Raw genomic sequence first — 20,200 nt, 5'->3', positions numbered from 1 at the left:
TGTCGTAATATATTACCATTAGTTAATATAAAATTATTGTTAAACAATAAATAATTCTTGTTTTTAATTTGTGAGTAACAAAATTTATGTCTATATTTGCAACGTAAACAGCAAACCGTGATAGTCACTTTGCATTTACACCTTATATATATAGAGACACTGATATGACAAATAAACTATATCGCTACTGCTCAATACTGTTGATAATCATGTTCTGCGTGATGGTATATACAGTGTATGATGTAAGTGTTACAGTTATCAGAGGTCTCAAAAATGGTGAGGAAATTACAGCGCTACTCAATAGCGTGGGTAAAGATAAGGGTCCTTTAATTATTCAAGATGCCAATGAAGAAGATGGAATTGGACTCAAGAACGAAGACTGGATCGCTTCTTCTCCTGTAGCACTCATGTTGAATGATGAAGCTAAACCAGTAATCTTTGTGAATCAAAAAACTGGTAAAGAACAGAAAGTATGGCCACGTTATGTAGATATAAACTATAAATCGCCGCACTACTTCTTAGGAATTAAGGCAATAGGCTTCTCTTTAGTAGTGATATTATCGGTGGCGTTGTTGATAGTTGCACTTAAGCTTTTTATGAATTTCCGCAACTCTGAGAATATATTTGAGGTGCGAAATCTGAAGCTAATACGCATACTGGCGATTATAACGGTAAGTTATTATGTCGTATTGTGGCTGGTAACGCTGGGTGAAATCTACTTTATTCATGAGTCGTTCAGCATTGCTGGGTATAGTATGAGCGTTTTAAAAACACTCGATTTGCCTGGAGGATTATATAAAATACCGCTCATGTTCATCGTCTATGAGATATTTCTGATAGGCGTAAAGATGAGAGAGGAAAATCAATTAACGGTCTAAAGGGGAGGTGCGGATATGATAGTAGTAAACCTTGACGTTATGATGGCAAGGCGGAAAGTGTCGCTAAACGAGCTTTCTGAGAAGGTGAATATCACTCTTGCAAATCTTTCAGTGCTGAAAACAGGAAAGGCTAAGGCCATTCGTTTCACCACTTTAACCGCTATTTGTGAGGCATTGGATTGCCAACCAGGAGACATCCTCGAATACAGAGACGGAGAAGTAGATTAGAGAACAAATATAAGAATCAAACAATAAAATCTAAATTTAAGAGCAATATGAAAATTAAAAACATCTTTATGGCGGCGTTTTTGCTATTGGCAACAACTGCAATGGCACAAAACGAGATGGATGAAATGTCCAAAGCACCCGTTGATGAAGCTGTTAAGGTGGGACACCTTGACAATGGTTTAACCTATTATATTCGAAAAAACAACTATCCTGAAGGTAAAGTAAACTTCTATATAGCACACAAAGTTGGTGCTATTCAAGAAAGAGACGACCAGGACGGTCTTGCACACTTGTTGGAACACATGGCTTTCAATGGTTCAAAGCATTTCCCAGACGACTCGGTTGTGAAGTTCATGGATAAGACAGGAGGTGGCTGGAATGCTTTTACGACAGCTGACCACACTGTATATTTCCTTACAGATATCGCTGCAAATCGCCCAACACGCGTAGACTCTTGCTTGCTCGTTCTGAGCGACTGGTCGCAAGGTTTAACCCTTACTGCTGACCAAATAGAAACAGAACGCGACGTGGTACACAATGAATACCGTGGTCATAACGCTATTCAACGCTTGCTTCGTGCTGCTAATGCCGACCTGTTCCCTAATAGTATATATGGTCGTCGTACCGTTATCGGTAGCATGGAAGTAATTGATAAGTGTAATCCAGAGACCCTTCGCGCTTACTATCGTAAGTGGTATTTCCCAGGCAACCAGGCTATTGTTGTTGTTGGAGATATCGATCCTGTAAAGATAGAAGCAAGCATTAAGCGTCTCTTCGGCGACTTAAAACCAGCTAAGGAAGCTACAAAAGCTACACCAGTGATGGTTGATGACAACGAAAAAACACTCTATGCGTTTGGTAGCCATCAGGAAGTTTCACAGCAAATCTTCCAGCTCTATCGCAAAACAGAATATATCTCACCAGAGGAAAAGAACTCTATCGCATACCTTTACTTATCTCCTATGTACCAGCTTGTGAACCTTATGTTCAACAACCGTATGCAGAAGATAGCTCAATCACCAGAATCTGACATCACTGTTGCACAGGGAAGTGTAGATAGCTATGCTGGTCATGCACTCACTCGTGATGCTGAAGGTATCGTAGTTGTGCCTAAATCAGGCAAGGAAAAGGAAGCAATGGCGCAGATAATACGTGAAATGAACCGTATTGGACAGTTCGGTTTTACGGAGTCAGAGTTCAAGCATGCAAAGGAAGCATACAAGGCTTCGCTTGATAATCTCTATAATAACCGCGCCACAATCACCAATGATGATTACGCACAAGCACTCATTAAGAACTTCCTTGAGGGCGAACCATACAGCACTATCGAGCAGGTTTACGAGTTGTATAACCAGATTTTGCCTGTGTTACCGCTTGCATCCATCAACGAATTGGCTAAGAGTCTTATCAATGTGAACGAGAAAAACTTTGCCATCAGCGTTATAATGCAAGAGAAAGATGGTAAGACTGCTTTCACAAAGGCTGAACTTCCTGCTATAGTAGAGGCAGCTCGTGCTGAAAAAGTAGAGCCTTATGTAGACAATACTAAGGAAGAACCAATGATGTTAAAGGAGCCAAAGGCTGGCAAGATAGTTAGTGAGAAGCCATTAAAGCAGTTCGATGCGAAAGTGTTGACACTCTCTAACGGTGCAAAAGTTATCTTGAAGAAGACTGACCTTAAGGCTAACGAGATATTGATGATGGCATCTGCACCAGGCGGAAAGAGCATTGGTAAGAAAGAAAGCCTCGCTATGCGCAAACTGTGGACAGAGATTTCAAGCATACACGGACTTGGAACAAAGAGTCTTAACGACCTTGCGAACATCGCACAGACTAAGATGACTAACATAGAAGCAGGCATTAGCAACGACCTTCACTACATAAGCGGTTCAACAGTGAACGAGAATGTGGAGACGTTAATGCAGATGATAAATCTCAGTTTCACCGATATTAAGAAGGATGAGAATTATTATAAGCTCGTTACACAGTACATGAAGGGCAAGCTTGAGACTAAAGCGAGCGACCCAGAAATGGTAATGGCAGACTCAGTGGCTTACTATAACCACAACAAACAGCTTGATGCGCTCTCTCCTGATGTGAAGGATTTTGACAATATCAACTACGATCGTGCACTCGACCTCTATAGACAACTATTTAATAATGCTTCTGACTTTACATTTACCTTCGTAGGTAGCTTCGACGAAGCAACTATACGACCACTTATTGAAAAGTATATTGCTTCAATACCTGCAAGCAAAAAGAAGGCAGAATTAGTAGATATGCGTACCTATACAAAGGGAAAGGTACAGAAGAGCTTTAGTTTCAAGATGTCAAATCCACAGAGTAAGATTATAGATACCTATCGTTCGGACAAGGTAGCATATACTTTAGAGAATCAGCTCAACGCAAGAGCACTGGGACAGTACTTGTGGGATAAGATGTTTGAGATTATCCGTGAAAAGGAAAGTGCTGTTTATACACCAATGCCAAGTGTAAGTTTGGAAGAAGATTTGACTGGAAACTACATCACTATCAACTGTGAACTGGCCACAAACCCAGAAAAAACAGAGATAGCAGAGAAGCTTGCAAAGGAGATTATCTTCGATTCTCAAACCAAGATAACCAACGATGATATTGCACGTGCGAAAGAAGTACTCAATAAGACGCACACTGAAGCAGTGAAGCAGAACAACTACTGGTTAAACGTACTTTCTGATTATGCAACCTATGGAGTTGATAGAGCAAACGGCTTTGACGCTGTGATGAAGGCAATGACACCACAGACTGTTGGTAATATTGCTAAGATGGTATTGAAAACGGGCAACCACGTTCAGGTTATCATGAACGCTGAGAAGCTCGAAAAGTAAAGAAATAAATGATAAAAGCAACTCCTCGTTGCAACGAAACAAGTCTTCGGGGAGTGCGAAAGTTCATAATAATATATAATAACTGGTAACCCCTTGTTTTTTAATAGTTATTCTCGAGGGGGTTTTTGCATTTAAATTTAGAATTAATTTTATGACATTTAGATGGTGGTGTTACGGTTGCTGTGAAGTAATTGGAAACACAAGCCACTAAAGACTGAGAAGTCTGAGGTGGTTGCTGGGGCGCTCTATTGTCTACATACCCTATAAGTTCTCTCGTAAGACAATAGATGACCTCCAGAAAAAACGGTAGAGAATGCACTAAATTAGTGCGTTCTCTATTTTTTTATAGCAACATAACGTACCTTCAACTCATCTTTTTATAATCTTCTTTTAGGTGTAGACATCAAACAATTGGGCAACCATAATTTTAAAGATTCCCACTAAATTGTAACTCACTAAACTTTGTTGGTTGCAAGGAAAGTAGGTTGTCGAACTCTAAATGTAGTTTTGCGATTAAATATTGATGAGTAATAAGTGTGCTAATGGTTGTCAGATTGAAACATTGAATAAATGTATCAACACACACATAAAACCATTCTTGTTTTGTAAAGAAAACTTCGCGAGAAAGTCATCATCGTAGTTTCAACATGTAAAAGAGCCTATATTGCATCACAAAAGTGCCTGTTTTGCCCAGCAAAACAGGCACTTTTACATTGTAAAACAATAGGTATCGCAACGTATTGATTACAAGGTTGTTATGCAATAACACTACTAAAGAAAAATATTTACATTTTGTTATGCCCATTTTTCTTATATTATAAGAGGCAAGTGGGGCTGCTTCTTGTACATATAATAAAAGCAAATATGGAGGAGGGGAGATGTTAAAAATAAACAAACTCATTACATTATGTTTGGTTTTCTGATACATAATGCTTATATTTGCAACGATAAGATTGGATAAGGTGATAATAAAAAATCTACTTAACGCCAAATCTTGGATAACATTTATGTTTAATTTAATAAGTAATAATAATTATGGAACTACGTAAAATTGCTTTATCAATTATTGCTGCAGTAGCTTTGACAACTGCAACAGCACAAGTACAGGACAACAAATCTTGCTGCAAGTCTACAGCAAACAAAGAACAAGTATGCAATAAATCAGCAGAAAAGAAAGAAGGTTGCTGCAAGGATAAGGCAGAAGGAAAGCAAGCAAAAGATTGCAAGAAAGAATGTAAGAAAGACTGCAAGAAGGCATGTCCAAAAGCAAATGCAAAGAAAGACTGCAAAAAAGACTGCAAGAAAGCAAAGAAATAAAATATAAAAACTTGTGCCATAAAATAATATATGGCATAATTTAGGCAGATAATACTGAGAGGAACTCATGCATAATATCTGCCAAAAAGGCAACAATCCCCGAAAGATAGCTACAAAGCTGTCTTTTGGGGTTATTGTTTTCATGCTCATAAACAATCCATCTGACAGAATAATTCATAAAATACTGTATAAGAACTCAATGGCACACAGTTTGCAATAGAAATTCATAATAAGTTATTAATGGAGGAATGTTTATACTCGTAAATTTGGTTATATCATATATTCTTTGTAACTTTGCACTTAATTTCGTCTATCCTGACGAGGTTATACACCATATTAATTTTAGGTACATACTATCTAATGAGACAACTTAAGATTTCAAAAAGTATCACCAATCGTTCCAGCGAGGCGCTTGATAAGTATCTTGTGGAGATTGGACGTGAACCAATGATTACCGTTGATGAGGAGATTGAGCTTGCTCAAGAGATTCATAAAGGCGGCAGAAAAGGCGAACGAGCAAAGGAAAAGCTCATTAAGGCGAATCTACGCTTTGTGGTTTCCGTTGCTAAACAATACCAACATCAAGGTCTCTCCCTAACCGACCTTATCGACGAAGGTAACATTGGTCTTGTTAAGGCAGCCGAAAAGTTTGACGAGACACGAGGGTTTAAGTTCATCTCATACGCAGTTTGGTGGATTAGACAGAGCATTTTGCAAGCTATTGCTGAGCAAAGCCGCATCGTGCGCCTGCCATTGAACCAAGTAGGAGCTATCTCTAAGATAAACCAAGTTACCAATGAGTTCATACAAAAACACAATCGTCGTCCTTCTATTCATGAGTTGGCAGACCTTACCGGCATTGATGAAGCGCGCATTCGCCAAAGTCAAAGCGCCGATAATCACCACATGAGCATTGACGCACCATTTAGTGATGACGACGATAACTCTATGAGCGACATGTTGGCATCGGGAGATGACTCGCGAACAGACCGAGGAGTAGACTTCGAATCAATGTCTGACGATCTTAAATCGGTGTTACAGAACACTTTAAAAGAACGTGAACGCAAAATTGTTGTTGAGTGTTTTGGCATTGGTTGCCAGGAAAAAGGCCTCGAAGAAATAGGTACAGAGATGCAGCTTACACGCGAACGTGTACGCCAAATACGAGAAAAAGCAATCGAAAAAATACGCTTGAGTGGTAATGCACGAGTACTAATGAAGTATCTCGGTTAAACAAAAAACTTATCGGGTAGTCCTCCTCGAAGGACTGAACATTCAGAAATAAGCCCCATCGCTTGCATAGCGGTGGGGTTTTTAATTGTGAAAAAGTCCACTTTTCTCATTAGTTTTTAGTGCTACTTCCTTGTTCTTTCATTGAAAATCACTATCTTTGCAAAGTTAATACCATCGTCCTACGTTAGCGCAACAATAAGTTTAACGAAAGGGTAGGTGTAAAAACGATTTGGAAAAGCAATTATAACAATAACATAAACAATAAAGAACATCTCGTCTGCTAACCCGCATGATGCGATAGGATGCAGAAAGATGAAAGTTTTAATAAACAAATTGATGGAAGAATTTGAACTCATTGCCAAAACCTTTATGGGACTTGAAGAGGTTTTGGCTCAAGAGCTCACCCAACTGGGTGCTAACAACGTGCAGATAGGACGACGTATGGTGTCGTTCACCGGTAACAAGGAAATGATGTACCGCGCTAACTTCCAGTTGCACACCGCGATTAGAGTGCTGAAGCCAATCGCCCACTTCAAGGCACAAAGTGCCGACGATATGTACGAAGAAGTGAAGAAAATAGATTGGAGCAAGTACATTTTGAAAGGTAAAACATTCTCTGTAGACTCGGTAGTTTACTCAGAAGAGTTCAAGAACTCGCGCTTTGTAACCTATAAAGTAAAGGATGCAATCGTAGATCAGTTCCGTGAAAGCACAGGCACAAGACCAAATATATCTGTCAGCAACCCTGATATTCGATTGAATATCCACGTGGCTGAAGATAAAGCAACACTCTCGCTCGACTCCAGTGGTGAGTCTTTGCATCGTCGTGGATACCGCCAAGAAAGTGTTGAAGCGCCTCTGAATGAGGTACTTGCAGCAGGTATGATACTCATGACAGGCTGGAAAGGCGACACTGATTTTATTGATCCAATGTGTGGTTCTGGCACATTACCCATTGAAGCAGCCCTCATTGCACGTAACATATCGCCAGGAGTCTTCCGCAAAGAGTTTGCTTTTGAAAAGTGGCCAGACTTCGATCAGGACCTCTTTGATATGATATACAATGACGATTCACAAGAACGTGAATTCGAACACCATATTTATGGTTACGACGTAGATATGAAAGCAGTAAACACTGCAAAGATGAATGTTGCCGCAGCAGGCTTCTCAAAGTACGTAACTATTGAAAATAAAGACTTTAAAAACTTCACCCAGCCTTCGCAAAAGAGCATCATTGTGATGAATCCTCCATACGGAGAACGTATCTCAACACCCAATTTATTAGGCACATATAAAATGATTGGCGAGCGTTTAAAGCACCAATTCATGGGTAACGAAGCTTGGATTCTCTCATATCGCGAGGAGTGTTTCCGCGAAATAGGTCTGAAACCGAGCATCAAGATACCAGTATATAATGGTTCATTGGAGTGTGAATTCCGTCGCTATCAAATGTTCGATGGCAAGCTGAACGACTTCCGTGCCGAAGGTGGCATCGTTAAAACGGAAGACGAAAAGCGTGAAATGGCACAGAAACATCGCTTCAAGAAGAATCGCGACTTCAAGAAACGACTCGACGAAACAGAGGAAAACGAAGAAGGCGACATACGCTCTTTCACCTTCCATAGCTTTGAACACAACATCTCTATAGGCGGAAAGAAAACCGAAAATGGTAAGCGTGGCGGACGCAAAAACTTCCGTGATAACGACCGATACGACGATGAACGTGGCTCATTCCGTGGAGGAAAGAAGTTCGAAGGTAAACGATTTGATAAAGGAAACAAAGGCGGAAAGTTCAGAAAAAAAAATAATTATAATACAGATGAAGACTAAATCCCTAATCGTAAGCGCAGGATTAGCATTCGCAGCTTTAGGTCTTGCATTGCCAACCAACGTTATGGCACAGAAACAATTCACTCTCGAAGAACTTAACTTCGGCGGTAAAAACTTCCAAAAGATGCGTGCTGAAACTCGCTACACCACATGGTGGGGCGACCAACTCGTGCGTATGGACAACGACCGTTGTACTATTGTAAATCCACAAACACTCAAAGAAACTACGCTCTTTACGCTTGACGACATCAATACAATTGTAGCAAAGGATAATTCCGATTGCCAAGTGCGTTCACTTTACTCTGTTTCATTCCCTTATGCAGACCGTTCGGTAGTGAAAATCGCTACAGGTAAGGAAACATTGGCTGTAGATTTCAAGGCTAAAAAGCTTGAAAGCACAATGAAAAGTATTGCAGGCGTACAGGCACAAGACTATAATAAGGTGTCAGGAGCGCTTGCTTATGTCCTAAAAGACCAACTATACGTTGTCAATAAGAACGGAACTGCAAAGCAACTCACTAACGATGGCTCACGAAGCATAGTCTATGGTCAAGCCGTACACCGTGATGAATTCGGTATTAAGGGCGGTTTGTACTGGAGCCCATCGGGCAATCGCTTAGCATTCTACCGCATGGACCAAAGCATGGTAACTGATTATCCACTCGTTCACATACCAGAAATAGATTGGAAACCAGCAAAAGGCGAATCAAGAATAGCTACTCCAGAACCTACCAAGTACCCTATGGCAGGCGAAACATCGCATAAGGTAACAGTAGGAGTCTACGATATCAATACAGGTAAGACTGTTTACCTCGACGCTGGCGACCCAACCGACCGCTATTTCACTAATATTCAGTGGAGTCCAGATAGCAAAACCATTTACATGTTCGAGCTAAATCGCGACCAAAACGATTGTCGTTTGGTGTCATACAATGCCGAAACAGGTAGCAAAATAACTGAATTGTATCGCGAAACAGACGCTAAGTACGTTGAACCATCGCATCCTATCCTCTTTTTGCCATGGAATGCCGACCAATTTGTGATGCAAACACAGAAGGACGGCTACAATCATCTATACCTATTTAATAAAGATGGCAAGCAGATAAAGCAGATAACGAAGGGCAATTGGGTGGTAATGGACGTGCTTGGATTTAATAACAAGACGAAATCAATCATCTATGTGTCTAACGAATGTAGCCCAATACAGCGCAATACATGGAGTGTTAGCGTTGAAAATGGCGCTCGCACCCTCTTAGATAATGGCCGTGGTTATCACTACGCAACGCTAAGTGGTAGCGGAAAGTACTTGGTTGACAACTATACCGAGCCTACCGTACCACGTAAGATAGACATTATTACCGCTACAGGAGCAAAGCCAACCATCAAGAATTGGCTTACTGCGAAGAACCCTTGGGCTGGTTACAACGTTCCAGAGTTTACCTCAGGCTCGCTAAAAGCTGACGATGGCACCACCGATCTCTATTGGCGCATGGTTAAGCCAATCGGTTTCGATCCATCAAAGAAGTATCCAACCGTTGTATATGTATATGGTGGACCACACGCCCACAATGTAGATGCAAGCTGGAACTATGGTTCTCGTTCATGGGAAACCTATATGGCACAGAAAGGTTACTTGCTTTTCATTCTCGACAATCGTGGTAGTGAGAATCGTGGAAGAGCGTTTGAGCAAGCAACATTCCGCCAACTCGGACAAGTAGAGATGCGCGATCAGATGCAAGGAGTTAAGTTTTTGAAATCATTACCATACGTAGATGCCGACCGTATTGGTGTTCACGGTTGGTCATTTGGTGGCTTTATGACGATATCTCTTATCACTAACTACCCTGAAACCTTCAAAGTGGGAGTTGCAGGTGGCCCTGTTATCGACTGGAAGTGGTACGAAGCCATGTACGGCGAGCGCTATATGGACACACCAGAGAGCAATCCAGAAGGCTATGCAAAGACTTCTCTCTTGCCAAAGGCTAAAGATTTGAAGGGTAAGTTGCAGATTATCACTGGTATGAACGACCCAGTTGTGTTGCCACAACACTGCTTGTCTTTCCTTAAAGCGTGTATCGCTGCTGGCACTCAACCCGATTTCTTCGTGTATCCAGGCGAACCTCACAACATGAGAGGCCACCAAAGCGTTCACTTGCACGAAAGAATAACACAGTATTTCGAAGACTATTTGAAGTAAGTTTTCATCAAACGAAACGTAAAGTAAAACTATAAATCCTTCCGATATGGGAGTAGAAAGGTGCTTATGAAGATATTATTGTTAGGTAGCGGAGGTCGTGAACACGCCTTAGCGTGGAAGATTGCCCAAAGCAAAAAGTGCGAAAAGCTATTCATTGCGCCAGGCAATGCAGGCACAAACGACTGTGGCGAAAACGTAGCCATTGGAGTAAACGAGTTCGAAAAGCTCAAAACGTTTGCCGCAGACAATGCTATCGACATGGTAGTAGTAGGTCCTGAAGACCCATTAGTGCGTGGAATATACGACGAATTCAAGCAAGACGCACGCACAAAGCACATTCCTGTCATCGGACCGTCGTTGAAAGGTGCTGTACTTGAAGGCAGTAAAGACTTCGCCAAAGCCTTTATGCAGCGCCATGCCATACCTACTGCAGCCTATGCGACCTTCGATGGTACCACGATAGAGGAAGGATTGAAGTTCCTTGAGACGCTAAAAGCCCCTTATGTGCTCAAAGCTGACGGCTTGGCAGCAGGCAAAGGCGTGCTCATATTGCCTACTTTAGACGAAGCGAAGCACGAATTCAAGCAGATGCTTGGCGGTATGTTCGGCAATGCGTCGGCAAAAGTCGTTATCGAAGAGTTCCTTTCAGGTATCGAATGTTCGGTGTTTGTACTCACAGATGGTACAAACTATAAGATACTTCCCGAAGCAAAGGATTACAAGCGCATCGGTGAAGGCGACACAGGACTTAACACTGGTGGCATGGGAAGCGTGTCGCCAGTGCCTTTTGCAACTGCTGAATGGATGCAAAAGGTAGAGAAACGCATCATTAAACCAACTGTAGACGGTTTGAAAGCAGAAGGAATCGACTACAAAGGTTTCATTTTCTTTGGACTAATCAACGTTGATGGCGAGCCAATGGTGATAGAATACAACTGTCGTATGGGCGATCCAGAAACCGAAAGCGTTATGTTGCGTCTGATGAGCGACATTGTAGACCTCTTCGAAGGCGTTGCCAATGGCACCCTTGACAGCTGTAATGTAGTGTTCGACGACCGTTCTGTGGTTTGTGTTATGCTTGTAAGCGGCGGTTATCCAGGCGATTATACGAAGGGATATGCCATCAGTGGCCTTGATAGCGTGGGCGATACAGTTGTCTTCCACAGCGGAACAGCTCTGAAAGATGGTCAGATTGTAACTAACGGAGGCCGCGTTATTGCCGTATCATCATACGGAACAAACAAAGACGAAGCCCTTCTTAAGAGTTTCACAGAAGCAGAAAAGATAAAGTTTACAGGCAAATACTTCCGCAGAGACATCGGTAGCGACTTATAAGAGAAACGTCTGAAGGACAGGATAATGATAGGAAAGTATATACAAAACACAATTGCTGAAAGCCGATGGACGCTCACTGTAGTGTCCATTCTTTCTACTGCAGTGTGGGCAACAGTGTGTATAAACGACTCTTTGGCCATTGTTCCCTTCGTTTGCATGCTTTTTTCCACTTTCCTAATGATGGAGTTGAACAACTCCAACGTCCTCATACGCATCTTCAGTCGTATGGTGTCGTGTTGTTATATGTCGCTCACCACAATGGCAACCTTCCAGTTTCTGTCCTTACTAGCTGCCAGTGTGGTGCTTTGTATGGTCGGTTTCTACACCTGTATCTTCCGTTGTTACCAAGACAAACGCTCTCCGGGGTGGGTCTTTTACGCCTTTCTTTGTTTGGGATTTAGCAGCATTGTGTGGGTGCAAACCCTTTATTTTGTACCCATTGTATGGGTTTTATTTGCCAGTAAGCTGTTAGCTGCCAGTCTTCGCAACTATGTTTCCTCTCTTTTCGGACTTCTTTTGCCTAATCTTGTAGCACTCGGCATCTTGATATACAATGGCGAATGGCATTGGGCTTTGCGTCATCTTGGCGAACTAACCAACTTTGGAAGTCTTGCCGACTATGGGTTGTTATCCATCAATCAGATAATAACGGCAGCGTGGGTTATCCTCTGTGCCATCATCGGAACAGTTCATTACATGCGCAAGAAAAGCTCTGACAGCATTCGAAACCGCATGCTTTACGGCTTTTTCATACACATCAACAACCTTTCCATCTTGTTTTTGTGCCTTCAGCCCCAGCATTTCGATGCCCTTCTTGGCATGGTTATCGCTTCAACATCGCCCCTTATCGCTCACTTCATTGCGCTGACGCGAACCAAATTCACCAATATCACCTTCAAATTCCTTGTACTTGGCACCTTTGCCATCACGCTCTACAACCTCTTTTCTAACCTCCGTTAATTCTAAAGCAACAGCCAATTGTACTGTTGTTCTATCGGTCTGAAGAAATCAGAAGTTCCCTTTTTTCTAACTATTTCAGTCTATTTATTCTTCGAATATCATTCTGCGACAACCCCTTTACCCCTTTGTTTCATCAACAAGATTGAAGTGTTGAAGAACAGGAGGAGTAGGAGAAAGGTCGTAATAGTCTATTTTTGCAATCTCCAAAGTAAAGTAAGTCATTATGTCGTAGCTACTATAAAGGCGTGATAGAACATCGTTGTGGTCGTAAATCCATCTTTTTCGTTCGTCATCAACGTTGAAATTCACCTCACCTACACATCGTACCGACACCTTATCCTCCTCTGTCAAATCACAAAATAAGAGCTTTAAAACAACTACTTATACACTTCTTTTCGCCTATCATCACCCCTCAACAAGCACCACTTTATAGCGATGATGACCCAATTAAAGTGTAAAGATTTTACATAAAGCCTTGTTTTGTATAACATTTTGGTATTCAGTGTGTTGCAATACCCATTGTTTTGCATTGTAAAAGAGCCTGTTTTGCTCGGTAAAACAGGCACTTTTGCGTTGCAATATAGGCACTTTTGCAATGCAAAACCGATACAACGAAAATCTGCATGTACTTTCTTTACAAAGCTATGGCGATTCCGATGTAATAGAATGGCACTTCTTTCGTCTTGTTTCTTCTAAATGATAGATAAACCATCGTTTGGTTTTAGTATTCCATTTTTTATGCTTACCTTTACATCTAAATTACTAATTGCATTGGCAGAATGGAAAAACATCTAACCGTCTATAAAGCTTCAGCAGGGTCAGGAAAGACATTTACCCTTGCCGTAGAATATATTTCGTTACTTGTGAAAGACCCAGAGAACTACCGAAAGATACTTGCGGTAACGTTCACAAATAAGGCAACGCAAGAGATGAAGATGCGTATACTGTCGCAACTGTATGGTATTGCCAATCAATTAGAGACCTCTGAACAATACTTCAACAAGGTGAAAGAGAAGACAGGCATGCCCGATGTGGTGATAAGAAACAATGCACGCTATGCCTTAACCCTCCTTATTCACCGATACAACAACTTCCGAATTCAAACCATCGACGCCTTTTTTCAACAGGTTTTGCGCAATCTTGCACACGAATTGGGCCAGACTGCCAACCTAAGAGTAGACCTCGACATCGAACAAATAGAGGGAAAGGCAGTGGATCAGATGATAGAAAGTCTGGAAGAAGGGCAACCTGTGCTGCGCTGGATAAGCAGTTACATCAACAACAGCATAGAGGATAACATGGGCTGGAACATCATTGGCAAGATAAAAAGCTTTGGTTTGAATATCTTTAAAGACTTCTACAAGGCACACGAAGCCCAATTGAAAGAGCTGTTGAGCAATGCCGACGACTTTGAAAAGTACGAAAAGACATTGCGAAACCGCCGAAATGCCATTCAAAAAGAGTTCAACGACATTGCAAAAGACATACTCCAAAGTCTTCGAGAGGCCAACCAAACCATACCGTCTAACTTTGCTCGTGGTCTGTATTCCTATCTTGAGTCTTGCGCTACCCAGCCGCTTAAAAACGAACCGCTTAAGGTTGCAGTTGAAAAAGCAATGGATAACCCCGACAAATGGGCCAGCACCAAGTGCGATAAAGCCGACAAGGAGATTATAAAAGCGTTGGCAACGAGTTCGCTTTGCGATAAACTTAAGGCTTTAGTTGCCTACAATCAAGACTACTGGAACGAGTTTCAGTCTATCCGTTTAACCTTATCGCACTTGTCGCAACTACGTCTTTTGCATGCAATATCCGATGCAGTAGACAGTCTTACTAAGGAATCTAACCGCTTTATGCTCAGCAATACACAAGCATTGCTTAAAGAATTGATTTCGGATAGCGACACTCCTTTCATCTTTGAGAAGATTGGTGCGCGTCTGAAACATATTATGATAGACGAGTTCCAAGACACCAGTACAATTCAATGGAAGAACTTTCTAGTGCTGTTAAACAACTGTATGGCGCAAGAAATGTCCAGAAACTTAATAGTAGGCGACATCAAACAGAGCATATACAGGTGGCGACAAGGCGACTGGGGCATATTAAACGATATAGAAAACGAGTTTCCCAACCAACCCATCGAACAGCAAACGCTCGATTACAACTATCGTTCCGAAAAGCGAATTATCAACTTTAACAATGCGTTTTGGCACGAATGTGTAAGCGATACTGCCGATGAATTGGAACAAAATAGTCTGGAAAAGGCTGCTATTGTGCGCCAAGCATACGAAGATGTGGCACAGAAAACGCATCGAACCAACGAGATTGGCTACGTTAAAGTGGACTTACTGCCAAGTAAAGACTATAGAGAGGCTATCTTAAACAAGCTTGTTGAAACCGTTCGTTCGCTATTCGAAAATGGTTATTCGGGCAAAAACCAAAGCAAAATAGCCATTCTCATTCGTTCCAATACCCACATTCAAGATATAGTAAATAGTCTTTTGGACGCCTTCGGAACCGAAATCAACATCGTTTCCGACGAAGCTTTCCGCTTAGATGCGTCGCTGGCGGTGAATGTTATCATCAGTGCGCTACACCTACTCACACACCCTGACGATATGTTAACGCGCGGAAAGCTCGTAAAACTCTACAATCAGGAAGTGCTGAAAAAGTCAATTACCGATACTGAACTGTTGATAGCGCTACCCAATACCGATGATGATGATGCCGAAATTACCGATAAAAAGGAGAGAAGAAGACTGGCACAGCAGCGTCAGTTGGCCAAGTTGAACAGTGCATTACCAGCTGAATTCGTCGAAAATAGGGAACTCTTATTGGGTCTTCCAATCGTTGATTTGGTGGATAAACTATTCATGTTGTTCGGTCTTGATAGGCTTGAAGGTCAGAGTTCTTACGTTTGTACGCTCTATGATACCTTGAACGACTATCTGCAAGACCATACAGCAGACATCGACGACTTTATTAAGGAGTGGGAAAACACCCTTTCTTCTAAAACCATTCAGAGCGATGAGATAGAAGGAATACGCATCATGACCATTCATAAAAGTAAGGGTTTGGAGTTCGATAATGTCATTATACCATTCTGCGATTGGCCGTTGGAGATGCCAGGAACGCTGTGGTGCGAAACAAAAGACAAGCCAACGCCTTTCAATAAACTGCCTTTGCTGCCCGTAGACTATACCAAGAATGGTATGTTAGGCACAGTTTTCGAAGCCGATTATATGGAAGAGCATTTCCAAAACACCATCGACAATATGAATTTATTGTATGTTGCCTTCACAAGAGCGGCTAAAAACCTTTTCATTTCAGGCTCAAGAATGGGAGAATCGACACTCAAAAAGTGGACTATTAAGCCGTTTTCAACCAATCGTTCGCAGGTTATTGAAAACATATTAGAACGTATTTCCGACCAGTTAGAGGGCAGTTCGTTAGACTTTCCCGACGATTTTAAATCGGCTATCAGCTTCGAATATGGTGCTTTAGAGCCTGCAACAGAAGTGAAAGAGGTTCAGAAAGAAGACAATCCCTTCCTCGTTCAGCCCGAAAAACATGTTGTAAACATCGCTACATACCCCCAAGCAGCAAGCTTTAAGCAAAGTAATAAGAGTAAAGACTTCGTACAAGGAGAGGACATAGACCCTTCCGATAAGTCACGATATATCAAGGTGGGCAATGTGCTACACCAACTTTTCTCCACCATTTATACGACGGCCGACATACCTTCGAAGCTGAACGAGTTGGAGCAAGAGGGCATTATATACAACGATGAAATAACTTCGGCACAGTTGCGCAAAAAGATTGAGGACGCAATACAGAACAAACAAGTGCAAGAATGGTTCTCCGATAAGTGGAAACTGTATAACGAATGCACATTGTTGGAGTATGATGCAGCAACCGAAAGTATGCAAGAACACCGCCCAGACCGTGTTATGACCAACGGAAAAGAGTGGGTTGTGGTAGACTTTAAGTTCGGTAAAGAACGCGAAGAATATAAGAAACAAGTGCAGAGATACATGCAAATATTGCAGCAAATGGGCAATAAAAACGTGTCAGGCTACTTGTGGTATGTTGTTAATAAATCGATAGTTAAGGTAAATATTTAATGTAACGCTTGATGATATGAAGACTTTTCTGCAAGAAGTAGCAAGAGATTTGATTACAAAAAACCGCAACGACTTAGCCCATACGGCCATTGTCTTTCCCAATAAGCGCGCTGCTTTGTTCCTCAATCAGGAACTGGCGAAACTCTCCGATGGTCCTATTTGGAGCCCATCGTACGTTACTATCTCTGAATTATTCCGACAACAGTCCGACCTTACCATCGCTGATCCGATTAAAAACCTATGCGTTCTCTACAAAGCATACACGGAAAAGACGGGCAGAACAGAGACGCTCGACGAGTTTTATAGCTGGGGACAGCTGCTGTTGGCAGACTTTGACGACATCGATAAGAACCTTGCAGATGCCGATAAGGTGTTTCGTAACATACGAGACCTGCACGAATTGGATACGATAGACTATCTTACCGAGAGCCAGAAGGCGGAGCTGAGTCGATTCTTTGCCAACTTTACTGGCGATACGAGCGTACTAAAAGAACGCTTTTTAAGTTTGTGGAGCAAGCTGTACGATGTCTATTCCGATTTCAAAGCAAAACTAAGGGCTGAAAATTTGGCCTATGAGGGCATGCTTTATCGCGATGTTATCGAGCAAAATAGTATTCCTAACCGCTACGATACCTACATTTTTGTGGGCTTTAACGTCTTGCAAGAGGTGGAACAAAAGCTTTTCTTAGCCTTAAAGAAGGAGGGTAAAGCACGCTTCTACTGGGACTACGACCATTATTATCTAAAGCCAACGAACGAAGCTGGCGTGTATATGAACAAATGGTTCGATAAGTTTCCCAATGAATTTGATGCCGATAGCGACCTCTACAATTGCTTTGAGCAAGACAAAGAAGTACGCTATATATCAGCGCCTACCGAGAATTTGCAAGCCCGTTATATCTCTGAATGGTTGTTAGAAAATAACCGTTACCAAGCAGGAAAGCGCACGGCGGTGGTGATGTGTAACGAAACGCTGCTGCAAACCGTTATCCATTGCATTCCACCCGAAGTCGATTTGCTGAACGTTACAACGGGTTATCCGCTGGCGCAAACGCCAATAACGTCGATGGTTTGTCAACTGATTGCTTTGCAAACTGAAGGCTATTCGGTACACGAAAGGGCTTACCGACTGCAATATTTGGCCCATGTATTGCGCCACCCTTATGGGAAATACCTTAACATAGAGGCTGCCCAACTACTTGAAGAACTTAAAATCGAAAAGCAATACTATGTGAAAGTTGAGCGCACACAGTTGCCATACATCGGTCAGAAAGACCTAAAAGCCCTGCTAACATGGCTGTCCGACATGGTAAGAACCATTGCGACGAATGGCTCAGAGAGCGACGATCAGCTCTTCCAAGAGTCTACTTTCCGTATGTACACCCTCTTAAATAAACTCTTAGAGCTTATGAATGAAGGCGATTTGATAGCCGATTTCGTTATCTTCCGCCGCTTATTCAGTCAGCTAATCGCATCAACCACTATTCCTTTTCATGGCGAACCAGCGCGTGGAGTGCAGGTAATGGGAGTGCTGGAAACCCGTAATCTCGACTTCGAAAACGTATTGTTGCTATCTTGCAACGAGGGAAACATGCCGAAAGGAGTAAACGATGTGTCGTTCATACCGCACTTTGTACGCAAAGCTTACGGCCTTACCACCATCGATAACAAGGTAGCTGTCTTCAGTTATTACTTCCATCGGTTAATCCAAAGAGCCAAAAACGTTACGTTACTCTACAACAATTCCACGCAAGGAACGAAGACAGGAGAGATGAGTCGCTTTATGTTGCAGCTGTTAGTAGAGAGCAAACTCAACATCAAACAATGGGCGTTGCAGGCTGGACAAGAGCCGATGAAACTGCCCACACCAGTGATTTGCAAAGATGAAACGGTGCTGAAAAAGCTCAATCGCATCGCTTATTTCTCGCCAACAGCCATCAATACCTACAGAAGTTGCGAACTAAAGTTCTATTATAAGTACGTTGCTGAACTCTTAGAGAGCGACGATAGCGACGAAGAAGACGTAGACGGACGTGTCTTCGGTAATATTTTCCACTGTGCAGCACAGCTGATGTACGAACGACTTCTGCCTCGTTCGGTTATCACAAGAGAGAATATTGAGTATGTTTTAAAGACAGGTAAGTCGGCACAATCGCCTACAACGGGCAACGCAAACGTTACTTTGAACGATATCGTGAGCGAGGCTTTCGCTCGAGAACTATTTCTTCAGCAACCGGGAAGTACCAAACACCCGAAGCTGAACGGTCTCCAGCTCATCAACCAAGAGGTGATAGAGAAGTTCCTTCGTCAGCTTCTTCGCATCGATTTGCGTACTGCTCCGTTGCGCGTAATAGGTCATGAATTCGATGTTTATAAGCCCATAACGCTTGATTTGAACGGAAAAAAGAAGACCATATCAGTAGGAGGACGCATCGACCGCTTAGACGAGATAAGGTTAGGAACGCCCCACGAGCAACTTAGAGTAGTCGATTACAAGACTGGAAATAAGAAGGCGGGCGAACTAAAGAGTGTTGAAGAAATCTTCGATCCCAAGAAAATAATATACGATAAGAGCGATTATATCTTCCAAGCCGTACTATATAGCATTATCGAACAAGCTGACGATGCCCACAACAACCCCAATCACAAGCCTGTAAGTCCTGCATTGCTCTTCATACAACATGCTAATGCCTACGACTATTCGCCTGTTCTCACACTGGGAGGAAGGCCCATTACCAACGCAAAGGAGTATGCTGAAGAATTCGATAACTTCTTGAAAGATAAGTTGGAAGAGGTGTTTGTGAAAGCAACATTTGAACCAACAGACAATAATACGATGTGTTCTTATTGCCCATATAGCCAACTTTGTGGGCGTGGTTAGTGCTGAAGGTGGTACATGCTAAAGACTTTAGCAGTCTTAGCGTATGATAATAGTTTAGGAAGTATAGGGTAAATAGGAAATCTATCACGCCCTTCAAAGCAGCATATCAATCGCTTCTGTTTTGTAAAGAAAGCACATGCTAAAATCAATAGAATCGCTTTTGCGTTGTAAAAGCGCCTATATTGCAACGCAAAAGTGCCTGTTTTGCACGGCAAAACAGGCACTTTTACGACGTAAAACAATAGGTATTGTAACACGTTGGATATTACATAGTTACACGAAAAATGTTGTTCTGTAAAATCTTTACATTTATTTCGTCTTCTTTTTACGCTTAAAATAGTTTTTTACAA

The 20,200-nt window shown here is 42.0% G+C and carries 12 protein-coding genes; 11 read left to right on the top strand and 1 reads right to left on the bottom strand.

The genetic code is table 11. The features are described from left to right. Positions 1-164 precede the first annotated feature (164 nt). The 9 genes from HXN26_RS01210 (at position 165) to HXN26_RS01170 (ending at position 12,845) form a co-directional block, all read left to right on the top strand. Positions 165-878, top strand: a complete 714-nt coding sequence (locus HXN26_RS01210) for a DUF2975 domain-containing protein (protein WP_273158257.1) — start codon at positions 165-167, stop codon at positions 876-878. A gap of 15 nt (positions 879-893) precedes the next feature. Then, positions 894-1,106, top strand: a complete 213-nt coding sequence (locus tag HXN26_RS01205) for a helix-turn-helix domain-containing protein (protein ID WP_273158256.1) — start codon at positions 894-896, stop codon at positions 1,104-1,106. Positions 1,107-1,153: 47 nt separating this feature from the next. Beyond that, the gene (locus tag HXN26_RS01200) at positions 1,154-3,973 is read left to right on the top strand and encodes a M16 family metallopeptidase (RefSeq protein ID WP_273158255.1); all 2,820 of its coding nucleotides are present in this window, start codon (positions 1,154-1,156) and stop codon (positions 3,971-3,973) included. 1,035 nt (positions 3,974-5,008) lie between these two features. After that, positions 5,009-5,290, top strand: coding sequence for a hypothetical protein (locus HXN26_RS01195; protein ID WP_273158254.1), 282 nt, complete (start codon positions 5,009-5,011; stop codon positions 5,288-5,290). A gap of 360 nt (positions 5,291-5,650) precedes the next feature. After that, positions 5,651-6,523 (top strand): sigma-70 family RNA polymerase sigma factor, encoded by an 873-nt coding sequence (locus HXN26_RS01190; RefSeq protein WP_273158253.1) that lies wholly within the window; start codon positions 5,651-5,653, stop codon positions 6,521-6,523. Between the two features lie 336 nt (positions 6,524-6,859). Then, the gene (locus tag HXN26_RS01185) at positions 6,860-8,353 is read left to right on the top strand and encodes a THUMP domain-containing class I SAM-dependent RNA methyltransferase (RefSeq protein ID WP_273158269.1); all 1,494 of its coding nucleotides are present in this window, start codon (positions 6,860-6,862) and stop codon (positions 8,351-8,353) included. Further along, on the top strand, positions 8,343-10,550 hold the full coding sequence (locus tag HXN26_RS01180) for a S9 family peptidase (protein WP_273158252.1): 2,208 nt from the start codon (positions 8,343-8,345) through the stop codon (positions 10,548-10,550). Before HXN26_RS01185 ends, HXN26_RS01180 begins: the two co-directional genes overlap by 11 nt. A 66-nt stretch (positions 10,551-10,616) precedes the next feature. Then, positions 10,617-11,885 (top strand): phosphoribosylamine--glycine ligase, encoded by a 1,269-nt coding sequence (gene purD / locus HXN26_RS01175; protein WP_273158251.1) that lies wholly within the window; start codon positions 10,617-10,619, stop codon positions 11,883-11,885. Positions 11,886-11,909: 24 nt separating this feature from the next. Then, positions 11,910-12,845: a hypothetical protein gene (locus tag HXN26_RS01170; RefSeq protein ID WP_273158250.1), complete on the top strand. Its 936-nt coding sequence runs from the start codon at positions 11,910-11,912 to the stop codon at positions 12,843-12,845. A 117-nt stretch (positions 12,846-12,962) separates the two neighbouring features. Here HXN26_RS01170 and HXN26_RS01165 read toward each other — a convergent pair whose 3' ends face one another. Continuing rightward, positions 12,963-13,196 carry a hypothetical protein gene (locus HXN26_RS01165; RefSeq protein ID WP_273158249.1) on the bottom strand — a complete coding sequence of 78 codons (234 nt, stop codon included), beginning with the start codon at positions 13,194-13,196 and terminating at the stop codon, positions 12,963-12,965. Positions 13,197-13,624: 428 nt separating this feature from the next. Here HXN26_RS01165 and HXN26_RS01160 point away from each other — a divergent pair, with 428 nt between their 5' ends. Both HXN26_RS01160 and HXN26_RS01155 read left to right on the top strand, forming a co-directional pair. Further along, the gene (locus tag HXN26_RS01160; RefSeq protein WP_273158248.1) at positions 13,625-16,969 is read left to right on the top strand and encodes a UvrD-helicase domain-containing protein; all 3,345 of its coding nucleotides are present in this window, start codon (positions 13,625-13,627) and stop codon (positions 16,967-16,969) included. A 16-nt stretch (positions 16,970-16,985) separates the two neighbouring features. Next, the gene (locus tag HXN26_RS01155; protein WP_273158247.1) at positions 16,986-19,850 is read left to right on the top strand and encodes a PD-(D/E)XK nuclease family protein; all 2,865 of its coding nucleotides are present in this window, start codon (positions 16,986-16,988) and stop codon (positions 19,848-19,850) included. Positions 19,851-20,200 lie beyond the last annotated feature (350 nt).

Origin of the sequence: Prevotella aurantiaca (assembly GCF_015262605.1) — a bacterium.
GTDB classification, from domain to species: domain Bacteria; phylum Bacteroidota; class Bacteroidia; order Bacteroidales; family Bacteroidaceae; genus Prevotella; species Prevotella aurantiaca.
The sequence above is the reverse complement of the archived record's forward strand: the minus strand, read 5'-3'. Positions and strand labels throughout refer to the sequence as shown.